Below are 19,126 nucleotides of genomic sequence, written 5' to 3'. Positions count from 1 at the left end.
AATTACTTCGGCTGCATGCGCAAAGCGCCGTCGATGCGGATGCCTTCGCCGTTGAGCATGTCGCTCTCGATGATCGCCTTCACCAACGCGGCGTATTCCTCCGGGCGTCCGAGGCGCGACGGGAAGGGAATGTTCGCCTCCAGCGCCTTGCGGTATTCCTCCGCTATACCCTCCAGAAGCGGCGTCTCGAAAAGGCCTGGCAGGATCGACATCACGCGGATGCCGAAGCCCGAGAGATCGCGCGCCACCGGCAGGGTGAGCGCGAGAACGCCGCCTTTGGAGGCGGCATAGGCCGCCTGCCCGATCTGCCCGTCCTGGGCCGCGACCGACGACGTATTGACGATCACGCCGCGCCCGCCGTCGGGCGTCACCGGATCGAGGCCAGCCATGGCGGCCGAGCATTTGGCGATCATGGCATAGGTGCCAATAAGATTGATCTCGATGGCACGGCGGAAGCTCGCAATATCGTGCGCGATGAGCTCGCCGGTCTCGCGCTTCTTCGTCACGGTGCGGCGGCCCGGCGCGATGCCGGCGCAATTGACGAGAATACGCTCGGTGCCGTTCGCGGCACGAGCCTGCGCGAGCCCTGCATCGATAGAGGCCTCGTCCGTCACGTCGGTTTTACAGAAGACGGCGCCGATGTCGCGGGCAACTGCTTCGCCGCGTTCCGCGTTCATGTCCAGAATGGCGACCTTCACGCCGTGCGAGGCGAGCATTCGCGCGGTCGCCTCGCCAAGGCCGGACGCACCTCCGGTCACAACGGCCGCCATCATTTTGTCGAGCTTCATCGGTTTCCTCTCCTGTTCCGGATGCATATCTATGCAGTGCTGGATACGGCGGATACTAGACTCAAGAAGGAGTAGGACGAGCATGAGCGACCCTTTCATCAAGCCTTTCACCAAGGCCGAGATGGATGCCATGCGCGCGGAAACCCGCGACGAGGAGAGCCTGAAGCGGCGCTTCTGGGAGAAGCTGCGCCGCGTAGCCGGCAAGATCCCCTTCGCCGAGGATCTGGTGGCCGCCTTCTACTGCGCGACCGATCCGCAGACGCCGAGCCGCGTGAAGCTGATTCTCATCGGCGCCATCGCCTATTTCATCTTCCCCACAGATGCGATAGCCGACTTCCTGCCTCTGGTAGGCTTTGCGGACGATGCCGCCGTGCTGGCTGCGGCAATTACGCAGGTCGCCAGTTCCATTACGGAAGAACATAGAGCTAAGGCACGGAAATCCCTAGGGGAAGTCGCCATAGATCATCTATAAAATCTGCTCTTATTAGGATTCTAGTCAGAAGAAAGAATATAGACTTATTGCAACATTATATTTTTGCTTTTAAGAAAGATCTCGTTCGACCAAAAATGATTTCAACTCCTCCCTGATTTCAAAAACGAACATCTTTTCCTCTCAACTTTGCGGGCCGCTTCATGCGGCCCTTTTATTTTTCTGAGTACGATTGCCGACTTCTTCAGATGACTCTAAGTCATGCCAATTTACCGGCCCTCGTTTTGGCCAGGCGCATATCGTCCGCTCGGCTTGCCACGTTTCGACGCATCGCCAAGGGCGCGGGCTGGGCTTAACGGGATGGTGAAGAGTTCTTAACCATCCCCCCGTATGGTCCCGCCCTATGATTACTGCATCTCTCCAGCGCGGCATCGCCGCGGGCATCCTTTCCGCCCTTGTCATCATCGGAACCGGGCCTGCAGCTCTAGCTCAGGCCCAGCGTCCGGCCCCCAAGCCGACACGGACCGCGCCGGCCAAGCCGGTTGCAGCGAAACCCGCTCCGGCAGCGCCCTCGGCCGCCAAGCCTTCGGCAACCAAGCCTGCTGCCGCAGCAGCGGCTGCCGGTGGAGCCGCAACTGCCGCGCGGCCCGCCCAGGCTGCCACGGGACCGGGCGGCGCCTCTCTCGTGACCTCTTACGGCGATTGGGGCGTCTACACGGCTCAGACCGGCCGCTCCAAGATCTGCTACGCCCTGAGCCAGCCTCAGGACCGCCTGCCGAAGAACCTGAATCGTGACCCGGCCTATCTCTTCGTGTCCTTCCGCCCGGCGGAGAACGTGAAGAACGAAGTCGCCCTCGTGCTCGGCTTCACGGCCAAGGAGAACGCTCCCGCCGAGGCCGCCATCGGCAACACGTCCTATGCACTCATCACCAAGGCCGCGAGCGCCTGGCTGAAGAACCCCGCCGAGGAAGGCCAGGCCATTTCCACCATGGCCCGAAGCGGCACCATGGTCATCAAGAGCCAATCGCTCCGCGGCAGCAGCCTGACGGACCGCTACTCGCTCAACGGCTTCAGCAAAGCACTGGATCACGCCCGCCGGGAATGTGCGTCTTAAGACAAGCTGCGGCTCGGTTTCAAAAAACAACGCGTTCCGGACACTTGCCCGGAACGCTTTTTCTTTATGGCTTGGTGCCGCCTCGATCTATGGATACAATATTGCATTGATCATCCAAGCGGAGCCACTCCTATGACGAGATGGGTTGCTATCTTCGATGATCTTCCGGGAATGGCCGATATCCGCCAGGAGCGTGAGAGCCTTCATTTCGATTATCTGAAGGAAAACAGGGATAAGATCCGCATCGGCGGCGGTCTGCGCGAGGTTCCGGGTGGCCCGTTTCTTGGCGCGCTCTGGGTTCTGGAAACCGATACCCGCGAGGAAGCTGTGCGGTTGATCGAGAATGACCCCTATTGCCGTTCGGGCTGCAGACAGTACCGGCTGCTTTTCTGGGGCAAAGCCTTCGAGGATGTGCCCGTCATACTTTAAAAACGTTGCGACGGACCTCACGTTTCTGTCGCAATCGTGTTATAGGCACGCGAAATCCCAACTACGAGGTTTGAGATTCCCATGGCGACGGTGCTCGACATCGCCAAGCGTAACCCCAATGCGGCATCCGTTGCCGTAAGCGATGCCGCGCGCGTGGCAGGGGCCGACGCTTTGTCCATCGAAAAGACGGCGGAGATGAAGGTGGCGGCGGGAGCTGCCCCCGGCGGCGGCTCGCTCATCGGCCTCACCCGCGACCAGCTGAAGGATTCGCTGGATTCCATCGGCGTGCCGGACCGCGAGCAGAAGATGCGCGTGGCTCAGCTTTGGCACTGGATCTATTTCCGGGGCGCCAAGGACTTCGCCGAGATGACCAATATGGGCAAGGAGCTGCGCGCCAAATTGGCCGACGCCTATACGCTTGCCCGCCCGCAGGTGGTCTCCGAGCAGGTGTCCAAGGACGGCACCCGCAAATGGCTGATCCGCATGGCTTCCACCGGCCCGCTCGACAAGGGCGCGGAGATCGAGTGCGTTTACATCCCCGAGACGGATCGCGGCACGCTTTGCGTATCGAGCCAGGTCGGATGCACGCTCACCTGCTCCTTCTGCCACACGGGCACGCAGCGCCTCGTGCGCAACCTGACCTCCGCCGAGATCGTCGCGCAGCTCATCGTGGCGCGTGACATGATCGGCGACTGGCCCGATGCCACGCCGCCGGAAGGTGCATTCGTGCCCAACGACGGCGGACGCTTCGTGTCCAACATCGTGTTCATGGGCATGGGCGAGCCGCTCTACAATCCGGATGACGTGATCGCCGCCATCGACGTCATGTCGGATGGCGAAGGCCTGTCCCTGTCCCGCCGCCGCATCACGGTTTCCACCTCCGGCGTCGTGCCGCAGATGGAGCGTCTTGGCGCCGAGGCTAACACCATGCTGGCGATTTCGCTCCACGCTGTGCGCGACAATCTTCGCGACGTGCTGGTGCCGATCAACCGCAAATACGACATCAAGCAGTTGCTCGATGCCTGCCGCGCCTATCCCGGCCTGTCGAACGCGCGCCGCATCACCTTTGAATACGTGATGCTCAAAGGCGTGAACGATTCCAATGCCGATGCGCGCGAGCTCGTGCGCTTGCTGAAAGGCATTCCGGCGAAGATCAACCTGATCCCGTTCAATCCCTGGCCCGGCTCGAAATACGAGTGCTCGGACTGGGAGCAGATCGAGCGCTTCTCCGAGATCGTCTACCGCGCGGGCTATGCCTCGCCGGTGCGCACCCCGCGCGGCCGCGACATCCTCGCGGCATGCGGCCAGCTCAAGAGCGAGACGGAAAAGCTGCGCGCCCGCGCCCGCATGATGGCCGAACAGGGCATCGGAGCGGAAGGCGTGTATGCGGTGGGGAACGGGGAGTAGGATTTCCTTTCCAAAGGAAGCTTGGTTTTTCCTGCTTCCCTGTGATCCATGCAACGCTTCGGCGAACGACTTTGCCGAAGCGTTTTTCCATGGTCCGTCAGACAGCAGTCCCTTAAGACCATGGCCGCGCTGGCGCATCGCCATCCAGCAGACACCTGACACCGCCCGCCCTATAACCACCTCATGATCCGCTGGCTCCTCCTCATCCCCTTCGCGCTACTCATCGCCATCGGCGCGAGCGGCTTCTTCTTTCTCATCGCTTCCGCCGTCGATCCTCTCATGGCGACGCTGACGGGGGAGACGCTGTTCGTCGGTTTCTGGAACCTGATCGACGCGGTGTTCTCGACGGATGATCCCGGTCCTCTCATCGCCGATGCCATGCAGGCCGTGGGGCGCATCGTGTTCACGCTGCTCGTGCTGCCGCCGCTCATGGTCGCCGTGGTCAGCGAGGTTCTGCGGATGCGGAGTTTTCTCTGGCATGTGCTTGCGACCGGCGTGCTGACGGCGGCGGTGCCGTGGATCTTGCGCGGGGCCGCGCGCGTCGCCAACCCCGCCGAACTACACGTGAGCCTCATCCTCGGACTTACGGGTGCTGTGGCGGGCTTCGTCTATTGGGTCATCGCGGGTCGCGATGCAGGCGGACGCGCCGCCCCGTCTCTCCCGCCTAGCGCGCCGACGCGGTCAAGATCTTGACCGCGAAGGCGCCGAAAAGCCCGGCGAAGGAATAGTCGACTCCCCGCATCACCTTCGGATGGTTGCGCAGGAGCGCGATCATCTTCTCGGCACCCAGGATCATGATGGCGCCCAGAGGTCCCGTGAAGGCGATGAAATAGAGGCCGAGAAACAGAAGCTTGTCGGCGGCATGCGGATCGTTCGCGTCCACGAATTGCGGCAGGAAGGTCACGAAGAACAGGACGATCTTCGGGTTTGTGAGATTGATTCCGACGCCCATTAGAAAGGTCTTCCAGAACGAGACCTCGACGCGGCCCTCTTCCTTCAAGGAGAGCGCCGAGCCGTTACGCACCGCGTCAAAAGCCATCCAGAGCAGGTAAAGCGCACCGACGACTTTCAGGATCGTGAAGGCGGTGACGGAGGCCGCGAGCAAAGCCGAGAGGCCCAGAGCCGCAAGCAGCGTATGGACAACGCTTCCCGCCATGGCGCCCGTCATGGAGGCCATTCCGGCCTTCCGGCCGCCCGCCATGGTCTTCGCCAGAAACAGGCTCATGTCCGGCCCTGGCGTGATGAACAGCACGAAGCAGGCCAGCGAATAGGTCAGCATCGTGCTCAGATCGGGCAGGAAGGTCATGGGCGTGGTCCTGATGGCGAAACGGCGGGATCATGCCTCAAGCATCCGCTCTCATAAAGCGAAAAACGCCCTGTCTTCCAGGGGGTATTGCCGCAACGGAAAACGCGGAATGGCCGAGGAGAACCATCCATCCGCGCAGCATGCGCCTTGTTGAAGCCGCACCATTGCCCCATCTGTTGTTCCCGCAAAGGTTCAATGACCGATTCGCGAGAAGGACAGACATGAAGGCCCTCCATCTGCCGCCCCGGATTCGCGCCGCTCTGACGGGCATCCTTTTGGCTGTCACCCTGTCCGCCTGTGGCATCAACAATGTGCCGACCCTGGAAGAACAGGCCAAATCCGCCTGGAGCGAGGTGCAGAACCAGTACCAGCGCCGTACCGACCTAATTCCCAACCTCGTCGAGACCGTGAAGGGCTTCGCCCAGCAGGAGCGCGAGGTGCTGACCCAGGTGACGGAAGCCCGCGCCAAGGCCTCCCAGGTCCAGGTTGATGCCTCGACCGTTACGAATCCCGAACAGTTCCGCCAGTTTCAGGAGGCGCAGAACCAGCTTTCCGGCGCTCTCGGCCGCCTGCTCGCCACCGTCGAGCGCTATCCAGAGCTAAAGTCCAACGCCAACTTCCTGGCCCTGCAATCGCAGCTCGAAGGCACGGAAAACCGCATCGCGGTCGCCCGGCGCGACTACATCGAATCCGTCCGCGCCTACAACACCGAACTGCGCACGATCCCGGGCCGCTGGATCGCTGCCGTGGTCTATCCGGACGCCAAGCCCATGGAGACCTTCACCGCCACCGCCGGTTCCGATCGGCCCCCCGAGGTGAAGTTCTAAGCGCATGACGAACGCGCCGGTTTCTTCCTTCCCCCTTGCGGGGAGGGATCGAGGGTGGGGGTCGCAAAGTCGGAGCGCTTCGCGTCATGCAGTGCGCAGAGCAGCCCTGCCGCGTCATGGCCGGAATAAGTCCGGGGATGATGTGGAAGGGATCTGGATCGCTCCCACCCGGTCAAACCACCCTCCCCGCAAGGGGAAGGGAATAACCGCAGCGCTCTTCATTGCGCTCTTCATTCTTCTCTTTTCCCTCCCTGCCCTCGCCCAAAGCTTCCCGCCCCTCGCGGGTCGCGTGGTCGATACTGCAAATATCCTCAAACCCGAGGAGCGCGCGGCTTTGGAGGCCAAGCTCAAGGCCTACGAGGACAAGACCTCCGATCAGGTGGTCGTCGCGACGGTGACCTCGCTCGACGGAACAAGCGTTGAAGATTACGCCAATCGCCTCTTCCGCCACTGGCAGCTTGGGCAGAAGAAAAACAACAACGGCGTGCTGCTGCTGATCGCGCCCAAAGACCGTAAGCTGCGCATCGAGGTTGGTTACGGCCTCGAGGGCGCGCTCACCGATGCGCTGTCCAAGGTCATCATCACCACGGCCATCGCGCCGCAATTTCAGAAGGGCAATTTCGCGGGCGGCATCGATGCGGGCGTGGACGCCATCCTGTCGATTCTCACCGGCGATGCGGAGGAATGGCAGCGGCGCGCCGAGGTGCGCGAGGATAGCGGTACGGGCACCGATCCCGTGATCGCCTTCATCATCCTCCTGATCCTCTTCTTCTTCATCATCCGCATGGTGCGCGGCGTGCACTCCAGCCAGGGCATCGGACGCCGGCGCGGCGGCCCGTGGATCGTCACCACAGGAAGCGGCGGCGGATGGTCGGGTGGAGGTGGAGGCTGGTCCGGCGGAAGCGGCGGGTTCTCGGGCGGTGGCGGATCATCGGGAGGCGGCGGTGCCTCGGGGAGTTGGTAGCATGCTGTCGATGGACGACCAGGCACGCCTCGCGAACGTCATCCGCGACGTGGAGGACGACACATCCGGCGAGATCGTCGTGGTTTTGGCCAAACAGGCGGATACCTACCGCGCCATTCCGCTGCTATGGGCGCTTCTGATAGCGCTCGCCCTGCCCTGGCCGCTGATCGAGCTGACGAACTTAAGCGCGAGCCGAATCTTCATGATTCAGCTCGGCGTGGCGCTGGCTTCGAGCCTTGCCCTCTCCCTGCCGCAGCTGCGGTATCAATTGGTGCCGCGTTCGATCAAGCGGGCGCAGGCCCATGAGGCAGCCTCCCGCGAGTTCATCCGGCGAGGCCTCACCCGCACGCGGGACAAGACCGGCGTGCTGATCTATGTGGCGCTTGCTGAGCACCACGCGGAAATCCTGGCGGATACCGGCATCGCCGACCGGGTCGGGCCGGATGTGTGGGTCGAGATCATCGAGAAGCTGACGATGGCCATAAAGGCCGGGTCGATGGCCGACGGGCTGGCCGAGGCGATCAGGCGGGCCGGCGCGATTCTGGCCGAGCATGCCCCGCCGCGCTTCGAGGATGAGGACGAGCTGCCGAACAAGATCATCCTGCTCTAGAAGCAGGGCGAGCGATCAAACCAGTCTGCTCTCCCGTCATCACCGGCCTTGTGCCGGTGATCCCGATTGTTTGAAGCGTTGTGCTTTTCCAATCGGGATGGCTGGGACAAGCCCGGCCATGACGCGACGGGGGTTGTGAGCGCGTCCCGAGCGCTCTTTCAGCGACCCGCGCTCAAAGCCCCGAACTCTTGGCAGCGCCGAGGATCGTGCCGGGACGGTCGGCTTCCGAGGTTTGGAGCAGCACCACATAGCCGTCGCCGCCGCTGCGGGCGGTGTCGAGGGAGACCTGGAAGCTTCCCTGGCCGCCGGCCCACTCGCCGACCTTGGTCAGGCCCCGCACCACGTTGACATAGGTGATGGTCTTGCCCTGGTTCTCGCCGTGCCCGATCGGCACGGATTGCTCGCGCAGCACGGGCAGAACCCATACTTCCGCGATGCGCTGAACCGTGCGGGCGGTCTCGGTCACGGAGACGGTGAGCGTGCCGTTCTCTTCCCGCAGGTCCACATCCACCGGGAGAAGGGTATGGCCGTCGGTGGCATAGCCGATGGCCTTGTCCACCTGCTTCCGGTCGGAGCCGATGCAGGATTTCTTGCCGTTCACGATCATCTGCGGCGTGAAGACCTGCCGGTCGCTGCGGGCATGGGCATAAGCCTTCTGGCGCAGCGTAAAGGCCTTCTGGGCAAGCGTGTCCTTCCAGCCGAGATAATCCCAGTAGTTCACCGGGAAGGAGAGCGCCACGATATCCGGCTTGCGGGCGAGGTCGGCTAGAAGCTCATCGGCCGGCGGGCAGGAGGAGCAGCCCTGGCTGGTGAACAGTTCGAGCACCGCGCGCGGCGGTTCCGCGAACGCAGGCTGAAGGAGGGCAGCTAGGCCGAGAGCCGCCAGGGACCATTTCAATCGGGACGCCATGATGCCCGCCATGAAACACCGAGCCCGCCTCAATGGGAAGTCACTTTAGCTTGAGCGCCATTGAGTTCCGGGGCCTGCGCAGCGGCAACTGGCACACGCCAGCGGCGATGCATCCACAGCCATTGCTCAGGCGTCTCGCGCACCCATTCCTCCACCACGGAGGTCATGGCCTGCATGGCGCCCTGCACGTTGATCTGCCCATCGGGATCGCGCGGGAGATCGAGGGCGGGGGTCAGCTGGAGGCGGAAGCGATGGTTCGGCAGACGGATCACCCGCACCCCGTGGACCGGGCAATCGAAGCGGCGGACGAACTTGCCGAGGATCGGATTCACCAGGGCCTTGCGGCCCATGAAATCCACCAGCACGCCGCGGGTGAAGTGCTGGTCGATGAGCATCCCCAGATGGCCGCCCTTCTCCAAAGCCGCCTGCATGGAAAAGGCCGCGCCCTGGCGGGCGGCTTCCAGGTTGCCCATGGTCTCACTGCGGATTTCATGCAGCACCCGTGCAATCGCCGGTTCGTTGGGCGCGCGGAACACCGCCGTGGTGTCGAGCCCGAAGCGCGCGGCGCAGATTGCTGGCAGCTCCCAATTGGCGAGATGGGCGGAGAACACGATACCGGGCTTGCCGTCGTCGCAAAGGCTTAAGAAGTGGTCGATGCCGTCCACTTCCGTGCGGCCGGGAACCGTGCTGTCGGGATCGAAATCGAACAGACGGCCGAGATGCGGATATTCCCCGCCGGTGCGGCCGAGATTGTCCCAGGCCCCGCGCGCGATGGCCTTTACCTCGGCATCCGACTTCTCAGGATAGGCCGCGCGGATATTGGCGAGCGCGGTCCTGTGCGCTTTCAACAGCGGCCCGATCCAGCGGGCAAGCGCCGCGCCGAAAGCGCCGGAACGCTCGGGGCCGATGGCGCGGGAGAAGGCGAACACGCCGCGCACGACGCCGACCATCACGGTCTCCGAGAGACGCGAGAGGAGGCTGCGGGGGCGTTGATGTGGCTGCACGTGCGGTATCCGGTCCAAAAAGGAAAAGGCTTCCCGCGTGTTTTCCGCGAGGAGCCCGTTTCGTCAAGATCTGTGGTTGAAGGGCGGTTCTTACCAGAGGTCAGAACGTCACGATGACTTTGCCGAAGACCTTGCGGCCTTCCAGGCGCTCCAGACCTTTCTGGAATTCATCGAGCGGGAAGACCGAATCGATGACCGGGCTCATACCGGCGGCCATCTTCTCCAGCGACTGGCTGATATTCTCGATGCGGCAGCCGAAGGAGCCGAAGATCCGGTATTGCTGCTGGAAGAGCTGCATCAGGTTCATGGTGGTGGACACGCCCGAGGTCGAGCCGCAGGTGACGAGCCTTCCGCCGCGCTTGAGGCAGAGGAGCGAGCCGTTCCAGGTCTCAGCGCCCACATGCTCGAACACGACGTCCACGCCTTTTCGCTTGGTGAGCAGGCGAACCTCGCCCTCGAAGCGCTCTTTCCGGTAATTGACGACGAAATCGGCGCCCAGCGCCTTCGCTTTCTCGCCCTTCTCGTCGTCGCCCACCGTCGTATACACCGTGCAGCCGATGGCCTTCGCCATCTTGATCGCCGCCGTGCCGATGCCGGAGCCGCCCGCATGGACGAGGATCGACTCGCCAGGCTCCAGCTTGGCGTTGTCGAACAGCATGTGCTGCACCGTGCCGAAGCCGATGGGCGCGCAGGCCGCCTGCTCGAAGGAAACACCCTTCGGCACCGGGATCACGAGGCGTTCGGGCCGGTTGATCAGCTCGCGGGCGAACCCATCGATATGGAAGCCCATGATGCCTTTGACGTTCTCACAGAGATTGTCCCAGCCCTTGCGGCAAGCGCTGCAATGGCCGCAGGTCTCTGCGCCGTACATGGTAACCGGATCGCCGACCTTGAAACGCGTCACGCCCTCGCCCACCGCAGCGATCTCGCCCGCAGCCTCGACGCCCACGGCCTGAGGCATCTTGCGCTTGGCGAACGCCATGCCGCGAAAGCCCCAGACATCGAGATAATTCAGCCCCAGCGCCTTGACGCGAACCTGCACCTCGCCCGCAGCCGGGGGCGGAGGAGCGTCCATCTCGGTGATGCGAATGTCACGGTCGCCGAAAAGCTGGAGGGAGCGCATGGACAACAATCCTGATGGCGTCGCAGCCCACGGCGTAAAGCGCGGCGGCAACGGAGAAATCTGTTCCCGGCGGCTTAAAGGGCGAGCGGGGGAATGGCAAGGTCCGGTCGGCTTGAAGGGTCATCCCCACGCAGGCGGGGATCCATTACCACGACGGTGCGAGGAGAGGCGCGATGGTCTCCGCACGCTTCATTCTTATCTCTAGCGGATATGGATTCCCGCCTGCGCGGAAATAACAGGTGGAGATGCAGGTGCCTCATCCTCTTGGCAATCCCGGATCGGCTGCACCGCCCGGGATGACACTTCAGGTTTTACCGATGCACGCCCAGCATCGAAGTCAGGCCGCCGTCGATGGGCAGCACCGTGCCGGTGATATAGGCGGCAGGCTCGGACATGAGGAAGGCGGCAAGGCCCGCGATTTCCTCCGGCTTGGCGAAGCGGCCGGCGGGAATCTGCTTTTCCATGTTTTCGCGGTAGGCCGCATACGGCGCCATCATGTCCGTGTCGATGAAGCCCGGCGCGATCACGTTGACGGTGACGCCGCGCTTGGCGGTCTCGACCGAGAGCGTGCGGCAATAGGAGATGAGCGCGCCCTTGGAGGCCGCATAGGCCGCGTTGCCGGGATTGCCCTGGAGCGCGGCGACGGAGCCGATGGCGACGATGCGCCCGGCTTTCGCGCGGATCATGCCGCGCATCATCGATTTGGCGATGCGGGTCATCGACCAGAAGTTCACCTGCATGGCGGCTTCGGCCTTGTCCTGCTGCATCATGGCGGCGAGCGCATCGTAAGGCTGGCCCGCATTATGGATGAGGCCAAAAAAGCTCTCGCCCTCCAGCATTTCGCAGAAGGTTTCCAGCGCCGCCTTGTCGGCGAGATCGACCTCATGCGCCTTGATGGAGCGGCCTGCGTGCGAGGCCATCAATTCATCGGCCAAAGCCTTCGCGGCATCGCCTGAGGAGCGATAGGTGAAATCCACATCGTGACCGGCGGCAACGAGCGCCCGCACGATGGCTGCGCCGACGCCTTTGCCACCGCCTGTGACGAGAATGCGGGTCATATCTTTAAGCCCCCTTCGGCTCGGCCCCGAAGACGAGGCAGGTATTCTGGCCGCCGAAGCCGAAGGAGTTCGAGAGAACGTAGTTCACCTTCGCGTCGCGGGCGACGTTCGGCACCACGTCGAGCGGGATCGCGGGATCCGGCACCTGATAATTGATCGTCGGCGGAATGCGGCCCGAGCCGATGGTCAGCAGCGACATCACCGCCTCGACCGCGCCGGCGGCCGTGAGCGTGTGACCGATCATCGACTTGTTGGACGAGATCGGCAGGCTTGCCATGCGCTCGCCGAACACGGCGGTGCAGCTCATGGCTTCCATCTTGTCGTTCTCCGGCGTCGAGGTGCCGTGCGCGTTGATGTAGTCGATGTCCTCAGGAGCAACGCCCGCATCTTCCAGCGCCTGGCGGATCGCCGTGATGGCGGGCATGCCGTCCGGCGAGGAGCGTGTGCGATGGAAGCCGTCGCCCTTCTCGCCACAGCCAAGTACATAGCCGAGGATTTTCGCGCCGCGCGCCTTCGCGCTTTCCGCGTTCTCCAGCACGAGAGCGGCACCGCCCTCGCCCATGACGAAGCCGTCGCGGTTCTTGGAGAAGGGCTTCGACGCACCTTCCGGATTTTCGTTCTGCGTCGAGAGCGCGGAGAGCAGCGAGAAGCGGATGAGCGATTCCGGATTCACCGAGCCGTCCGTGCCGATGCAGAGCGCGGCATCCGTCTCGCCCCGGCGGATCGCCTCGACGCCGAGCTGGATGGCGGTGGCGCCCGACGAGCAGGCGGTGGAGAGCGAAATCGGCGAGCCTTTCGTGCCGAACTTGTCGGCGACGCGGTCGGCCACCGTGCCGAAGATGAACAGATCGTGCCACTTCTTGAACTTACCCGTGGCCGCGGCCTTGAGCAGGTCTTTGTAGGTTACGTCGCCGTCTTGGTGGGATGCCTCGGCGAGCGCCTCGCGCTGCGGCCATTCCATCTCGACCGGCGGCACGGCGATGAAGAGCGCGCCGGGGAAATCCTCCTGCGCCAATCCCGACTGGCCCACCGCTTCCTGGCCCGCCAGCATGGCAAGGCGCTCGGAGAGCATGGGCGCGCAGAAAGGCTCCACATCGACGGAATCGATGGTGCCCGCAATCGTGGTGCGCAGGCCTTCCGTGGGAAAGCGGTTGATGCGGTGAATGCCGGATTTGCCCGCCGTCAGCGCGGCCCAGGTGTCGTCCTTGCCCTTGCCGAGGGATGTGACCACGCCCATGCCGGTAACGGCAACGAGCGGACGGCCCTGTTTGTCGCGAAGCGCCATAACTTGTCTCCTCAAGCCTTGATGACCCGCAGGCCACCCTCGCCGCGGCAATGGCCAACGGAGGTGACGAGCGCCTCATGGGCCGCACCCTGCGCGATCAGCCCGGCGGCGAGCGCCACGCCCGTGGGCGCCTGGGCTTCCATGGTGTGACCGACGAGATCGCCGGTTGCATGAACCGCCGCGTTGGGCGCGATATCCTTCAACGCCGCCTGCTCTTCTTCCGTGATGCCCTTCACGCCGGTTGCGCCGGAGATCACTACGTCGGGCTTGGCCTCCAGCTTGCTCGCGAGCGCATGAAGCGCCTGCTCGACGCTGCCCGGCTTGCGGCGGGAGCGGTCGGAGGCCACGCCTGCCAAGACTGCCAACGGCTTCGCGCCGCGGGCTTCGGCATGCTCGCGCGATTCCAGCACCAGGAAGCACGCGCCGGAGCCGAGAATCATGCCGCCGCCGTCTTCGGGGCGCTCCCAGACCGGAGCGTAAGGCTGCTTCCACAGGAAGCCGCCCATTTCGTAGATCAGCAGAACGTCAGGGCGCTCGGCATTGTAGGCCCCGCCCACCAGGAAAATGTCGTCCTGGCCCGACGCAATGCGCTCCTTCGCGATGCGGATCGCATCCACGCCGCTCGATTCCTCGCCCATGAAGGTGCGGGAAGCACCTGTCACGCCATGCACGATGGAGATGTTGCCGGCGAGCAGGTTGGAGAGCTGCGCAAGGAACAGAGTCGGCCGCAGATCGCCCATCAGGCGCTCATTGAGAAATACGCCGGGATTGTCGGCTTTCGCCAACCCCGTGAGGATCTGCCCATCGACGGCATAATCGCGCTCGCCGCCGCCGGCGGAGACGATGAGCTGCATGCGGCCTTTGAGCTCCGTGTCGTCCTTCACGCCAGCGGAGTCGAGCGCGAGGCCTGCCGCATAGCAGCCGAGCTTCTGCCAGGGCTCCATCTGGCGCTGGTCGGATTTCTTCGGGATCTGCCGGTCCCATTCGAGGGGGACGACCGGATGGACCAGGAAGGGCGCGAAGGTCTCGGCATCGGTGTTCGGCGCGCGCGACAGGGCGGCAAGATGCGCCTCCAGCCCCTCGCCCGCGCCGGAGACGAGGCCAATTCCGGTAATCACCACATCACGCATCAGATTACTCCTCCGTGAGGCCGATGCGGCGCGCCTGGGCGCGCATCTGGCCGTCCATGCCCTCGGGGAAAGGCATGATCCTGAACCGCAGCTCCGCATCGCAGATCGGCTTGCCCTCGGCCAGGATCTTGGCCTTGGTCACGGCATAGCCCGAGCCCTCATGCTCCAGCTGGGCCTGGACGGTGAGCACCGTACCCGGTCCGACGAAGGTGCGAAAGCGCGCCTTATCCACCGCCATGAGGAACGGCATGTGGGTGAAGCCCATGAGGCCGAGAACGAGATAGCCGGAAGCCTGGGCCATAGTCTCGGTCAGCAGCACGCCGGGCACGAGGGGATGGCCGGGGAAATGCCCCTCGAAGACGGGGCTTTCCTGGGGAACCGTGGAGGTCACCTCGATCCGCTTGTTCTCGCGGTCGAGGCCCGTCACCCGGTCGATCATTTCAAAATATTCGAGGCGCATCCCGGTCCCGTACCATGTCGCTCCCGGCGGGTGAAACAGGAAAGGAATCCATGAGGCAGAGCCGCTTAATGGATCGCCTCTTCGAGCCGGCTCGAAAGGCCGGCCCGCCGGGATGGTGTTGTTGAGGTTTAGACTTGGGCTTCTTAGGCCTGCTTGGCGGCCACAAGCGCGTCGATGCGCGCCACGAGGTTCTTGAGCACGAAGTACTCTTCGGCCGGAGCCTTGCCTTCGTTGACTTCCTGGGTCCACTGCTCGAGCGGCAGCTTGATGCCGAAGGCCTTGTCGATGGCGAACGCGATGTCGAGGAAGGCGAGCGAGTCGATGCCCAGATCCTCGATGGCGTGGCTCTCGGGGGTGATCTGCTCGCGCGGGATGTCGGCGGTCTCGGAAATGATGCCGGCGACGGTCTCGAAGGTAGACGACATGACGCCGCTCTCCTGAAATGCTGTGGCTTGACGATGCAGCGCCGTTACGGGCCGAAGGCGGCCCGCAAGCCTCTCTCGTCGTCAAGGAGGGTTGTCTTGGAGCGCACCCCTTACACGAGAGGTGGCTCAGCGGCAACCGATAGGTTGCATTTCGAAAGCTCTGTGGGTCTGTCCGGCCCGCGTCAAAGGCCTTCGGCTTCAAGGAGTTGATTAATCCGCCTCCTTCGAGGATAAGGAGCCGGCCTGCGGCCTCACGACCCGGCTATCCTTTTTATACGACAACCGACGACGGGGTCGACGTGCTCAACAGGTTCCTCAAACCTGAAATCCGCTATGCGCGCCGCATGGCCCGGATCGCCCGATGGGACAAGCCCATCGAGGGGCATGCCGGGCGCGTGCGCGCCTGGGCGAACATGCTGCTCGTCGATCACGGTGTCTTCCGCCTCCTCTACCTCAACAAGCACCGGGTGTCGGACCGTTTGTGGCGCTCGGCCCAGCCGGCCCCGCATCAGATCGCGGCGCTTAAAAGCGAGGGCGTGCGCACCATAATCAATCTGCGCGGCGGGCGCGAGCACGGCTCCTGGCAGCTCCAGAAGGAGACCTGCGAGCGGCTCGGCATCAATCTGGTGGAATTCATCGTGCGCTCGCGCGGGGCGCCGGACCGGGAGACCCTGCTCCAGGCCAAGGACTTCTTCGCCAAAGTGGAGTACCCGGCCGTCCTGCACTGCAAGTCGGGCGCGGACCGGGCGGGCTTCGTGGCGGCTCTCTTCCTGATCCTGCAGGAGGGCAAGTCCATCGACGAGGCCCAGCGCCAGCTCTCCGTGCGCTTCGGGCATTTCCGCTTCTCGAAAACCGGCATTCTCGACGCCTTCTTCGACCTGTATCGGAAGAAGGGCGAGGCCAAGGGCATCCCCTTCCTCACCTGGCTCGAGCACCATTACGATGCCGAGGCCCTGGAAAAGAGCTTCCGCCCCAGCTTCTGGTCGAACCTCCTCGTCGACCGCATCATGCGGCGCGAGTAGGGACTGAATTTTCCATTTTCTCCGCTGTCATCACCGGCCTTGTGCCGGTGATCCCGATTGTTTGGAGCACCACGCTTTTGGGATCGGGATGGCCGGGGCAAGCCCGGCCATGACGAAAGGTTGCTTTAAGACGAAACCGCCAGACGCTGCTCGCTGTCGTCGGAGAGCTGGAGGCGGTGCAGGCGGGCATAGGCGCCGCCCTTAGTGATGAGCGCGTCGTGGGAGCCGGTTTCGATCACGCGGCCCTGATCCATGACCACGATCTTTTCCGCGTCACGCACTGTCGAGAGACGATGGGCGATGACGAGCGTCGTGCGCCCGCGCATGAGCTTAGCGATCGCATCCTGCACCAGCCGCTCGGATTCGGAATCCAGCGCGCTCGTGGCCTCGTCGAGCAGCAGGATCGGCGCATCTTTGAGGAAGGCGCGGGCGAGCGAAATGCGCTGGCGTTCGCCGCCCGAAAGGCGTCCGCCGCCAGGGCCGACGACGGTGTCGTAACCCTCGGGCAGCTTCATGATGAAGTCATGCGCCGCAGCAGCCTTGGCGGCCTTCACGATCTCCGCCTCGGACGCGCCGGGACGGCCGAAATTGATGTTGGCGCGAACCGTGTCGTCGAACAGCACCACGTCCTGCGTGACCACGGCGATGGCACGGCGCAGGCTCTCCAGCGTCACGTCGCGAATGTCCTGACCATCGATGAGGACCGCGCCGCCGGTGACATCGTAAAGGCGCGGAACGAGGGCCAGAAGGGTCGATTTGCCGGAGCCGGAGCGTCCGACGAGAGCTGTCGTCTGGCCTGCCTCGGCCACAAGATCCACATGCTGGATCGCCGCAGCCTCGTCGTTATAGGCGAAGCCGAGATTCGAGAACCGGATCTCGCCGCCCTTGAGCATGAGCGGCTCGGCGTCCGCCTTGTCCTGGATGCGGGGCGTCTCGTCCATCACATCGAAGGTGCGCTGCAACGCGGCGGCGGCCTCCTGCACGATGGCGTTGAAGTTGCCTAAAGCGCGGATCGGCTGGGCGGCCATGATCAGCGCCGTCACGAAGGCAATGAAATCGCCCACCGTGCTCTCGCCGGAGAGAATGCGCTGGCCGATGAGCAGCAGCACCAGGGCCACCGCGACGCCGCCGGCGGCCTCGAGCAATGGATCGAGGCGGCCACGGGCATTGGCCGCCTTCATCTTGAGGCGGCGCACCTCGTCGAAAGTCTGGGCGGCCTTGTTCTTGAGGTAGCCTTCGAGCTGATAGGTCTTTGCGATGCGCGTGCCGGCGAGGCTCTCGGTGATGAGGCTTGCCATCTGGCCCGCCTGCTCCTGGGTGGAGGCGGCGACGCGGCGCAGCTTCCGTCCGATCCGATCGATGGGAAGGGCGATGATAGGTGCGACGATTCCCGCGACCAGCGTGAGCACGGGATCGATCCAGAGCATGGCCACGACCAGGGCGACGATGGTGGCGATCTCGCGCAGGAACACGGTGGAGAGACGGGTCAGCGCCTCGCGGATGAACAGGAAGTCCGTGGTGAATCGCTGAGTGAGCGCGGCCGGACTCTCACGCCCGATCTGGGCGAGATCGGCCTCGATCATACGGCCGTAAAGGGCGGTCTGCATGTCCGCCTCGATCTTGGTGACCACCTTGTTGGTCAGGATGGTCAGAGCGAGCAGCGAGAAGCCGCGTATGCAGGTCACCGCGATGACCACGAGCGGCCCGTATTGCAGCACTGCGGCGTCCTGGGATGCGAAGGCGTCGAAAGCCAGCTTGATCAGGAAGGTGTAGAGCGACGAGGTGCCCGCCACCAATCCGATCAGCACCATCACGATGACGAGCGTCTTCAGATGCGGACGCATCCAGTCTCGCCACAGGCGGCGGATCAGAGGGATGGTATCGCCTCGAACGAGGCTTTTACGGGCCATGATGCTGCTTGATACTCTTTTCCGTAGGCTGGCGGGTTAGCACGCGGGCCTCTCAGCCGCAAATTCCGCGCCGACACAGGCTGGCATCGACAGCCGCGAGTATTTGTGGCTCCATTCGTACCTGCAACAGGAGAACGCTCGTGACTCTTGAGATCTGGCTCGCCTTCGTCGCCACCTCCGCCGTTCTCCTCGTCATTCCAGGGCCGACAATCCTGCTGGTGGTCTCCTATGCCCTGGGCCAGGGGTGGCGTACGGCCCTGCCCACGGCCATCGGAGTTGCACTCGGCGATTTCACAGCCATGACTCTGTGTCTGCTCGGCCTCGGCGCTCTTCTCGCTGCCTCGGCGACGATCTTCACTGTGTTGAAGTGGATAGGCGCGGCCTATCTCGTCTGGCTCGGCATCAAGCTCTGGCGCGCGGGCGGCGCCTTGGACGCCAAACCCCGAACCGATGCCGCCTCGTCCCTGAAGATGCTCGGCCATGCCTGGATCGTAACGGCGCTCAACCCGAAGGGTCTCGTCTTCTTCGTCGCCTTCCTGCCCCAGTTCATCGACCTGAAGCTGCCCTTCCTGCCGCAGGTCGGCGTGCTGGCAGCCACCTTCCTTGTCATGGCCTTCACCAATGTGGTCGCCTACGCACTCGTGGCCTCGCGGGCCCGGACCATGGCCCGCAGCGCCCGCACGCTCGGCATCATCAACAAGGCCGGCGGCAGCCTGCTGATCGGTGCTGGCATCGCGACGGTGACGCTGCGCGCCTCGCAATCGTGAAAATACCTACACCGCCTTGAGGTGGCGAATTGGTTTGCCGGGTGCGATCATTTCGGCAGCGGCGATGATGCCCTGGGCGTCGATGCCGAAATGTCGATAGAGGTCCTTGACCGTGCCAGTCTGGCCGAAGTGCTCCACGCCCAGCGAGCGGGTGCGG

Annotated in this window: 21 protein-coding genes; 10 read left to right on the top strand and 11 right to left on the bottom strand. The window is 63.8% G+C overall.

Annotated elements, in window-relative coordinates:
• Nucleotides 1-2 precede the first annotated feature (2 nt).
• On the bottom strand, nt 3-788 hold the full coding sequence (locus AB4Y85_RS12180) for an SDR family NAD(P)-dependent oxidoreductase (protein WP_441985167.1): 786 nt from the start codon (nt 786-788) through the stop codon (nt 3-5).
• Nucleotides 789-909: 121 nt separating this feature from the next.
• Between AB4Y85_RS12180 and AB4Y85_RS12175 the strand changes: the two genes are divergently transcribed.
• The 5 genes from AB4Y85_RS12175 to AB4Y85_RS12155 all read left to right on the top strand — a co-directional run bounded on the left by AB4Y85_RS12175 (nt 910) and on the right by AB4Y85_RS12155 (nt 4,861).
• On the top strand, nt 910-1,260 hold the full coding sequence (locus AB4Y85_RS12175) for a YkvA family protein (protein ID WP_441985342.1): 351 nt from the start codon (nt 910-912) through the stop codon (nt 1,258-1,260).
• 361 nt (nt 1,261-1,621) lie between these two features.
• A complete protein-coding gene (locus AB4Y85_RS12170; RefSeq protein ID WP_441985166.1) occupies nt 1,622-2,332 on the top strand; it encodes a hypothetical protein in 711 nt (236 codons plus the stop codon).
• 132 nt (nt 2,333-2,464) lie between these two features.
• Nucleotides 2,465-2,761 (top strand): YciI family protein, encoded by a 297-nt coding sequence (locus AB4Y85_RS12165; protein ID WP_441985165.1) that lies wholly within the window; start codon nt 2,465-2,467, stop codon nt 2,759-2,761.
• Nucleotides 2,762-2,956: 195 nt separating this feature from the next.
• Nucleotides 2,957-4,168, top strand: a complete 1,212-nt coding sequence (gene rlmN / locus AB4Y85_RS12160) for a 23S rRNA (adenine(2503)-C(2))-methyltransferase RlmN (RefSeq protein ID WP_441985341.1) — start codon at nt 2,957-2,959, stop codon at nt 4,166-4,168.
• Nucleotides 4,169-4,351: 183 nt separating this feature from the next.
• On the top strand, nt 4,352-4,861 hold the full coding sequence (locus AB4Y85_RS12155) for a hypothetical protein (RefSeq protein ID WP_441985164.1): 510 nt from the start codon (nt 4,352-4,354) through the stop codon (nt 4,859-4,861).
• Here the strand turns inward: AB4Y85_RS12155 and AB4Y85_RS12150 are convergent.
• Nucleotides 4,833-5,474, bottom strand: coding sequence for a LysE family translocator (locus AB4Y85_RS12150; RefSeq protein WP_441985163.1), 642 nt, complete (start codon nt 5,472-5,474; stop codon nt 4,833-4,835). The two genes, AB4Y85_RS12155 and AB4Y85_RS12150, sit on opposite strands and share 29 nt — an antisense overlap.
• A 221-nt stretch (nt 5,475-5,695) precedes the next feature.
• Here AB4Y85_RS12150 and AB4Y85_RS12145 point away from each other — a divergent pair, with 221 nt between their 5' ends.
• From AB4Y85_RS12145 to AB4Y85_RS12135, 3 genes are all read left to right on the top strand, one after another.
• Nucleotides 5,696-6,301 carry a LemA family protein gene (locus tag AB4Y85_RS12145; RefSeq protein ID WP_441985162.1) on the top strand — a complete coding sequence of 202 codons (606 nt, stop codon included), beginning with the start codon at nt 5,696-5,698 and terminating at the stop codon, nt 6,299-6,301.
• 220 nt (nt 6,302-6,521) lie between these two features.
• A complete protein-coding gene (locus AB4Y85_RS12140) occupies nt 6,522-7,265 on the top strand; it encodes a TPM domain-containing protein (RefSeq protein ID WP_441985340.1) in 744 nt (247 codons plus the stop codon).
• 1 nt (nt 7,266) lies between these two features.
• Nucleotides 7,267-7,875 carry a TPM domain-containing protein gene (locus AB4Y85_RS12135; protein WP_441985161.1) on the top strand — a complete coding sequence of 203 codons (609 nt, stop codon included), beginning with the start codon at nt 7,267-7,269 and terminating at the stop codon, nt 7,873-7,875.
• Between the two features lie 172 nt (nt 7,876-8,047).
• Here AB4Y85_RS12135 and AB4Y85_RS12130 read toward each other — a convergent pair whose 3' ends face one another.
• The 8 genes from AB4Y85_RS12130 to AB4Y85_RS12095 form a co-directional block, all read right to left on the bottom strand.
• Nucleotides 8,048-8,785: a DUF1223 domain-containing protein gene (locus AB4Y85_RS12130; protein ID WP_441985160.1), complete on the bottom strand. Its 738-nt coding sequence runs from the start codon at nt 8,783-8,785 to the stop codon at nt 8,048-8,050.
• Nucleotides 8,786-8,814: 29 nt separating this feature from the next.
• A complete protein-coding gene (locus AB4Y85_RS12125; RefSeq protein ID WP_441985159.1) occupies nt 8,815-9,789 on the bottom strand; it encodes a lipid A biosynthesis lauroyl acyltransferase in 975 nt (324 codons plus the stop codon).
• Nucleotides 9,790-9,889: 100 nt separating this feature from the next.
• Nucleotides 9,890-10,912, bottom strand: a complete 1,023-nt coding sequence (locus AB4Y85_RS12120) for a zinc-binding dehydrogenase (protein ID WP_441985158.1) — start codon at nt 10,910-10,912, stop codon at nt 9,890-9,892.
• Nucleotides 10,913-11,223: 311 nt separating this feature from the next.
• A complete protein-coding gene (locus AB4Y85_RS12115; RefSeq protein ID WP_441985157.1) occupies nt 11,224-11,970 on the bottom strand; it encodes an SDR family NAD(P)-dependent oxidoreductase in 747 nt (248 codons plus the stop codon).
• 4 nt (nt 11,971-11,974) lie between these two features.
• Nucleotides 11,975-13,255: a beta-ketoacyl-ACP synthase gene (locus AB4Y85_RS12110; protein WP_441985156.1), complete on the bottom strand. Its 1,281-nt coding sequence runs from the start codon at nt 13,253-13,255 to the stop codon at nt 11,975-11,977.
• 11 nt (nt 13,256-13,266) lie between these two features.
• Nucleotides 13,267-14,385 carry a beta-ketoacyl-ACP synthase gene (locus AB4Y85_RS12105; RefSeq protein ID WP_441985155.1) on the bottom strand — a complete coding sequence of 373 codons (1,119 nt, stop codon included), beginning with the start codon at nt 14,383-14,385 and terminating at the stop codon, nt 13,267-13,269.
• 4 nt (nt 14,386-14,389) lie between these two features.
• Complete coding sequence (locus tag AB4Y85_RS12100; protein ID WP_441985154.1) at nt 14,390-14,845, bottom strand: 3-hydroxyacyl-ACP dehydratase FabZ family protein; 456 nt, start codon at nt 14,843-14,845, stop codon at nt 14,390-14,392.
• A 143-nt stretch (nt 14,846-14,988) separates the two neighbouring features.
• Complete coding sequence (locus AB4Y85_RS12095; RefSeq protein WP_009490841.1) at nt 14,989-15,270, bottom strand: acyl carrier protein; 282 nt, start codon at nt 15,268-15,270, stop codon at nt 14,989-14,991.
• A 299-nt stretch (nt 15,271-15,569) separates the two neighbouring features.
• Between AB4Y85_RS12095 and AB4Y85_RS12090 the strand changes: the two genes are divergently transcribed.
• A complete protein-coding gene (locus AB4Y85_RS12090) occupies nt 15,570-16,292 on the top strand; it encodes a fused DSP-PTPase phosphatase/NAD kinase-like protein (protein WP_441985153.1) in 723 nt (240 codons plus the stop codon).
• Nucleotides 16,293-16,417: 125 nt separating this feature from the next.
• Here the strand turns inward: AB4Y85_RS12090 and AB4Y85_RS12085 are convergent, their stop codons facing one another.
• On the bottom strand, nt 16,418-18,202 hold the full coding sequence (locus tag AB4Y85_RS12085) for an ABC transporter ATP-binding protein (RefSeq protein WP_441985152.1): 1,785 nt from the start codon (nt 18,200-18,202) through the stop codon (nt 16,418-16,420).
• A 140-nt stretch (nt 18,203-18,342) separates the two neighbouring features.
• On the opposite strand from AB4Y85_RS12085, the gene AB4Y85_RS12080 reads away from it, so the two are divergent.
• Nucleotides 18,343-18,969 (top strand): LysE family translocator, encoded by a 627-nt coding sequence (locus AB4Y85_RS12080; protein WP_441985151.1) that lies wholly within the window; start codon nt 18,343-18,345, stop codon nt 18,967-18,969.
• Nucleotides 18,970-19,126: the final 157 nt, after the last annotated feature.

The sequence above is a fragment of the Microvirga sp. 2YAF29 genome (assembly GCF_052114605.1).
GTDB lineage: Bacteria > Pseudomonadota > Alphaproteobacteria > Rhizobiales > Beijerinckiaceae > Microvirga.
This window is presented reverse-complemented; position numbering and strand designations above follow the sequence as displayed.

Excerpts from the sequence above, each read along its gene's own strand:
- AB4Y85_RS12180 (WP_441985167.1), bottom strand. The coding sequence starts at position 788 with ATGAAGCTCGACAAAATGATGGCGGCCGTTGTGACCGGAGGTGCGTCC.
- AB4Y85_RS12175 (WP_441985342.1), top strand. The coding sequence starts at position 910 with ATGGATGCCATGCGCGCGGAAACCCGCGACGAGGAGAGCCTGAAGCGG.
- AB4Y85_RS12170 (WP_441985166.1), top strand. The coding sequence starts at position 1,622 with ATGATTACTGCATCTCTCCAGCGCGGCATCGCCGCGGGCATCCTTTCC.
- AB4Y85_RS12165 (WP_441985165.1), top strand. The coding sequence starts at position 2,465 with ATGACGAGATGGGTTGCTATCTTCGATGATCTTCCGGGAATGGCCGAT.
- rlmN (WP_441985341.1), top strand. The coding sequence starts at position 2,957 with ATGAAGGTGGCGGCGGGAGCTGCCCCCGGCGGCGGCTCGCTCATCGGC.
- AB4Y85_RS12155 (WP_441985164.1), top strand. The coding sequence starts at position 4,352 with ATGATCCGCTGGCTCCTCCTCATCCCCTTCGCGCTACTCATCGCCATC.
- AB4Y85_RS12150 (WP_441985163.1), bottom strand. The coding sequence starts at position 5,474 with ATGACCTTCCTGCCCGATCTGAGCACGATGCTGACCTATTCGCTGGCC.
- AB4Y85_RS12145 (WP_441985162.1), top strand. The coding sequence starts at position 5,696 with ATGAAGGCCCTCCATCTGCCGCCCCGGATTCGCGCCGCTCTGACGGGC.
- AB4Y85_RS12135 (WP_441985161.1), top strand. The coding sequence starts at position 7,267 with ATGCTGTCGATGGACGACCAGGCACGCCTCGCGAACGTCATCCGCGAC.
- AB4Y85_RS12130 (WP_441985160.1), bottom strand. The coding sequence starts at position 8,785 with ATGGCGTCCCGATTGAAATGGTCCCTGGCGGCTCTCGGCCTAGCTGCC.
- AB4Y85_RS12120 (WP_441985158.1), bottom strand. The coding sequence starts at position 10,912 with ATGCGCTCCCTCCAGCTTTTCGGCGACCGTGACATTCGCATCACCGAG.
- AB4Y85_RS12115 (WP_441985157.1), bottom strand. The coding sequence starts at position 11,970 with ATGACCCGCATTCTCGTCACAGGCGGTGGCAAAGGCGTCGGCGCAGCC.
- AB4Y85_RS12110 (WP_441985156.1), bottom strand. The coding sequence starts at position 13,255 with ATGGCGCTTCGCGACAAACAGGGCCGTCCGCTCGTTGCCGTTACCGGC.
- AB4Y85_RS12105 (WP_441985155.1), bottom strand. The coding sequence starts at position 14,385 with ATGCGTGATGTGGTGATTACCGGAATTGGCCTCGTCTCCGGCGCGGGC.
- AB4Y85_RS12100 (WP_441985154.1), bottom strand. The coding sequence starts at position 14,845 with ATGCGCCTCGAATATTTTGAAATGATCGACCGGGTGACGGGCCTCGAC.
- AB4Y85_RS12095 (WP_009490841.1), bottom strand. The coding sequence starts at position 15,270 with ATGTCGTCTACCTTCGAGACCGTCGCCGGCATCATTTCCGAGACCGCC.
- AB4Y85_RS12085 (WP_441985152.1), bottom strand. The coding sequence starts at position 18,202 with ATGGCCCGTAAAAGCCTCGTTCGAGGCGATACCATCCCTCTGATCCGC.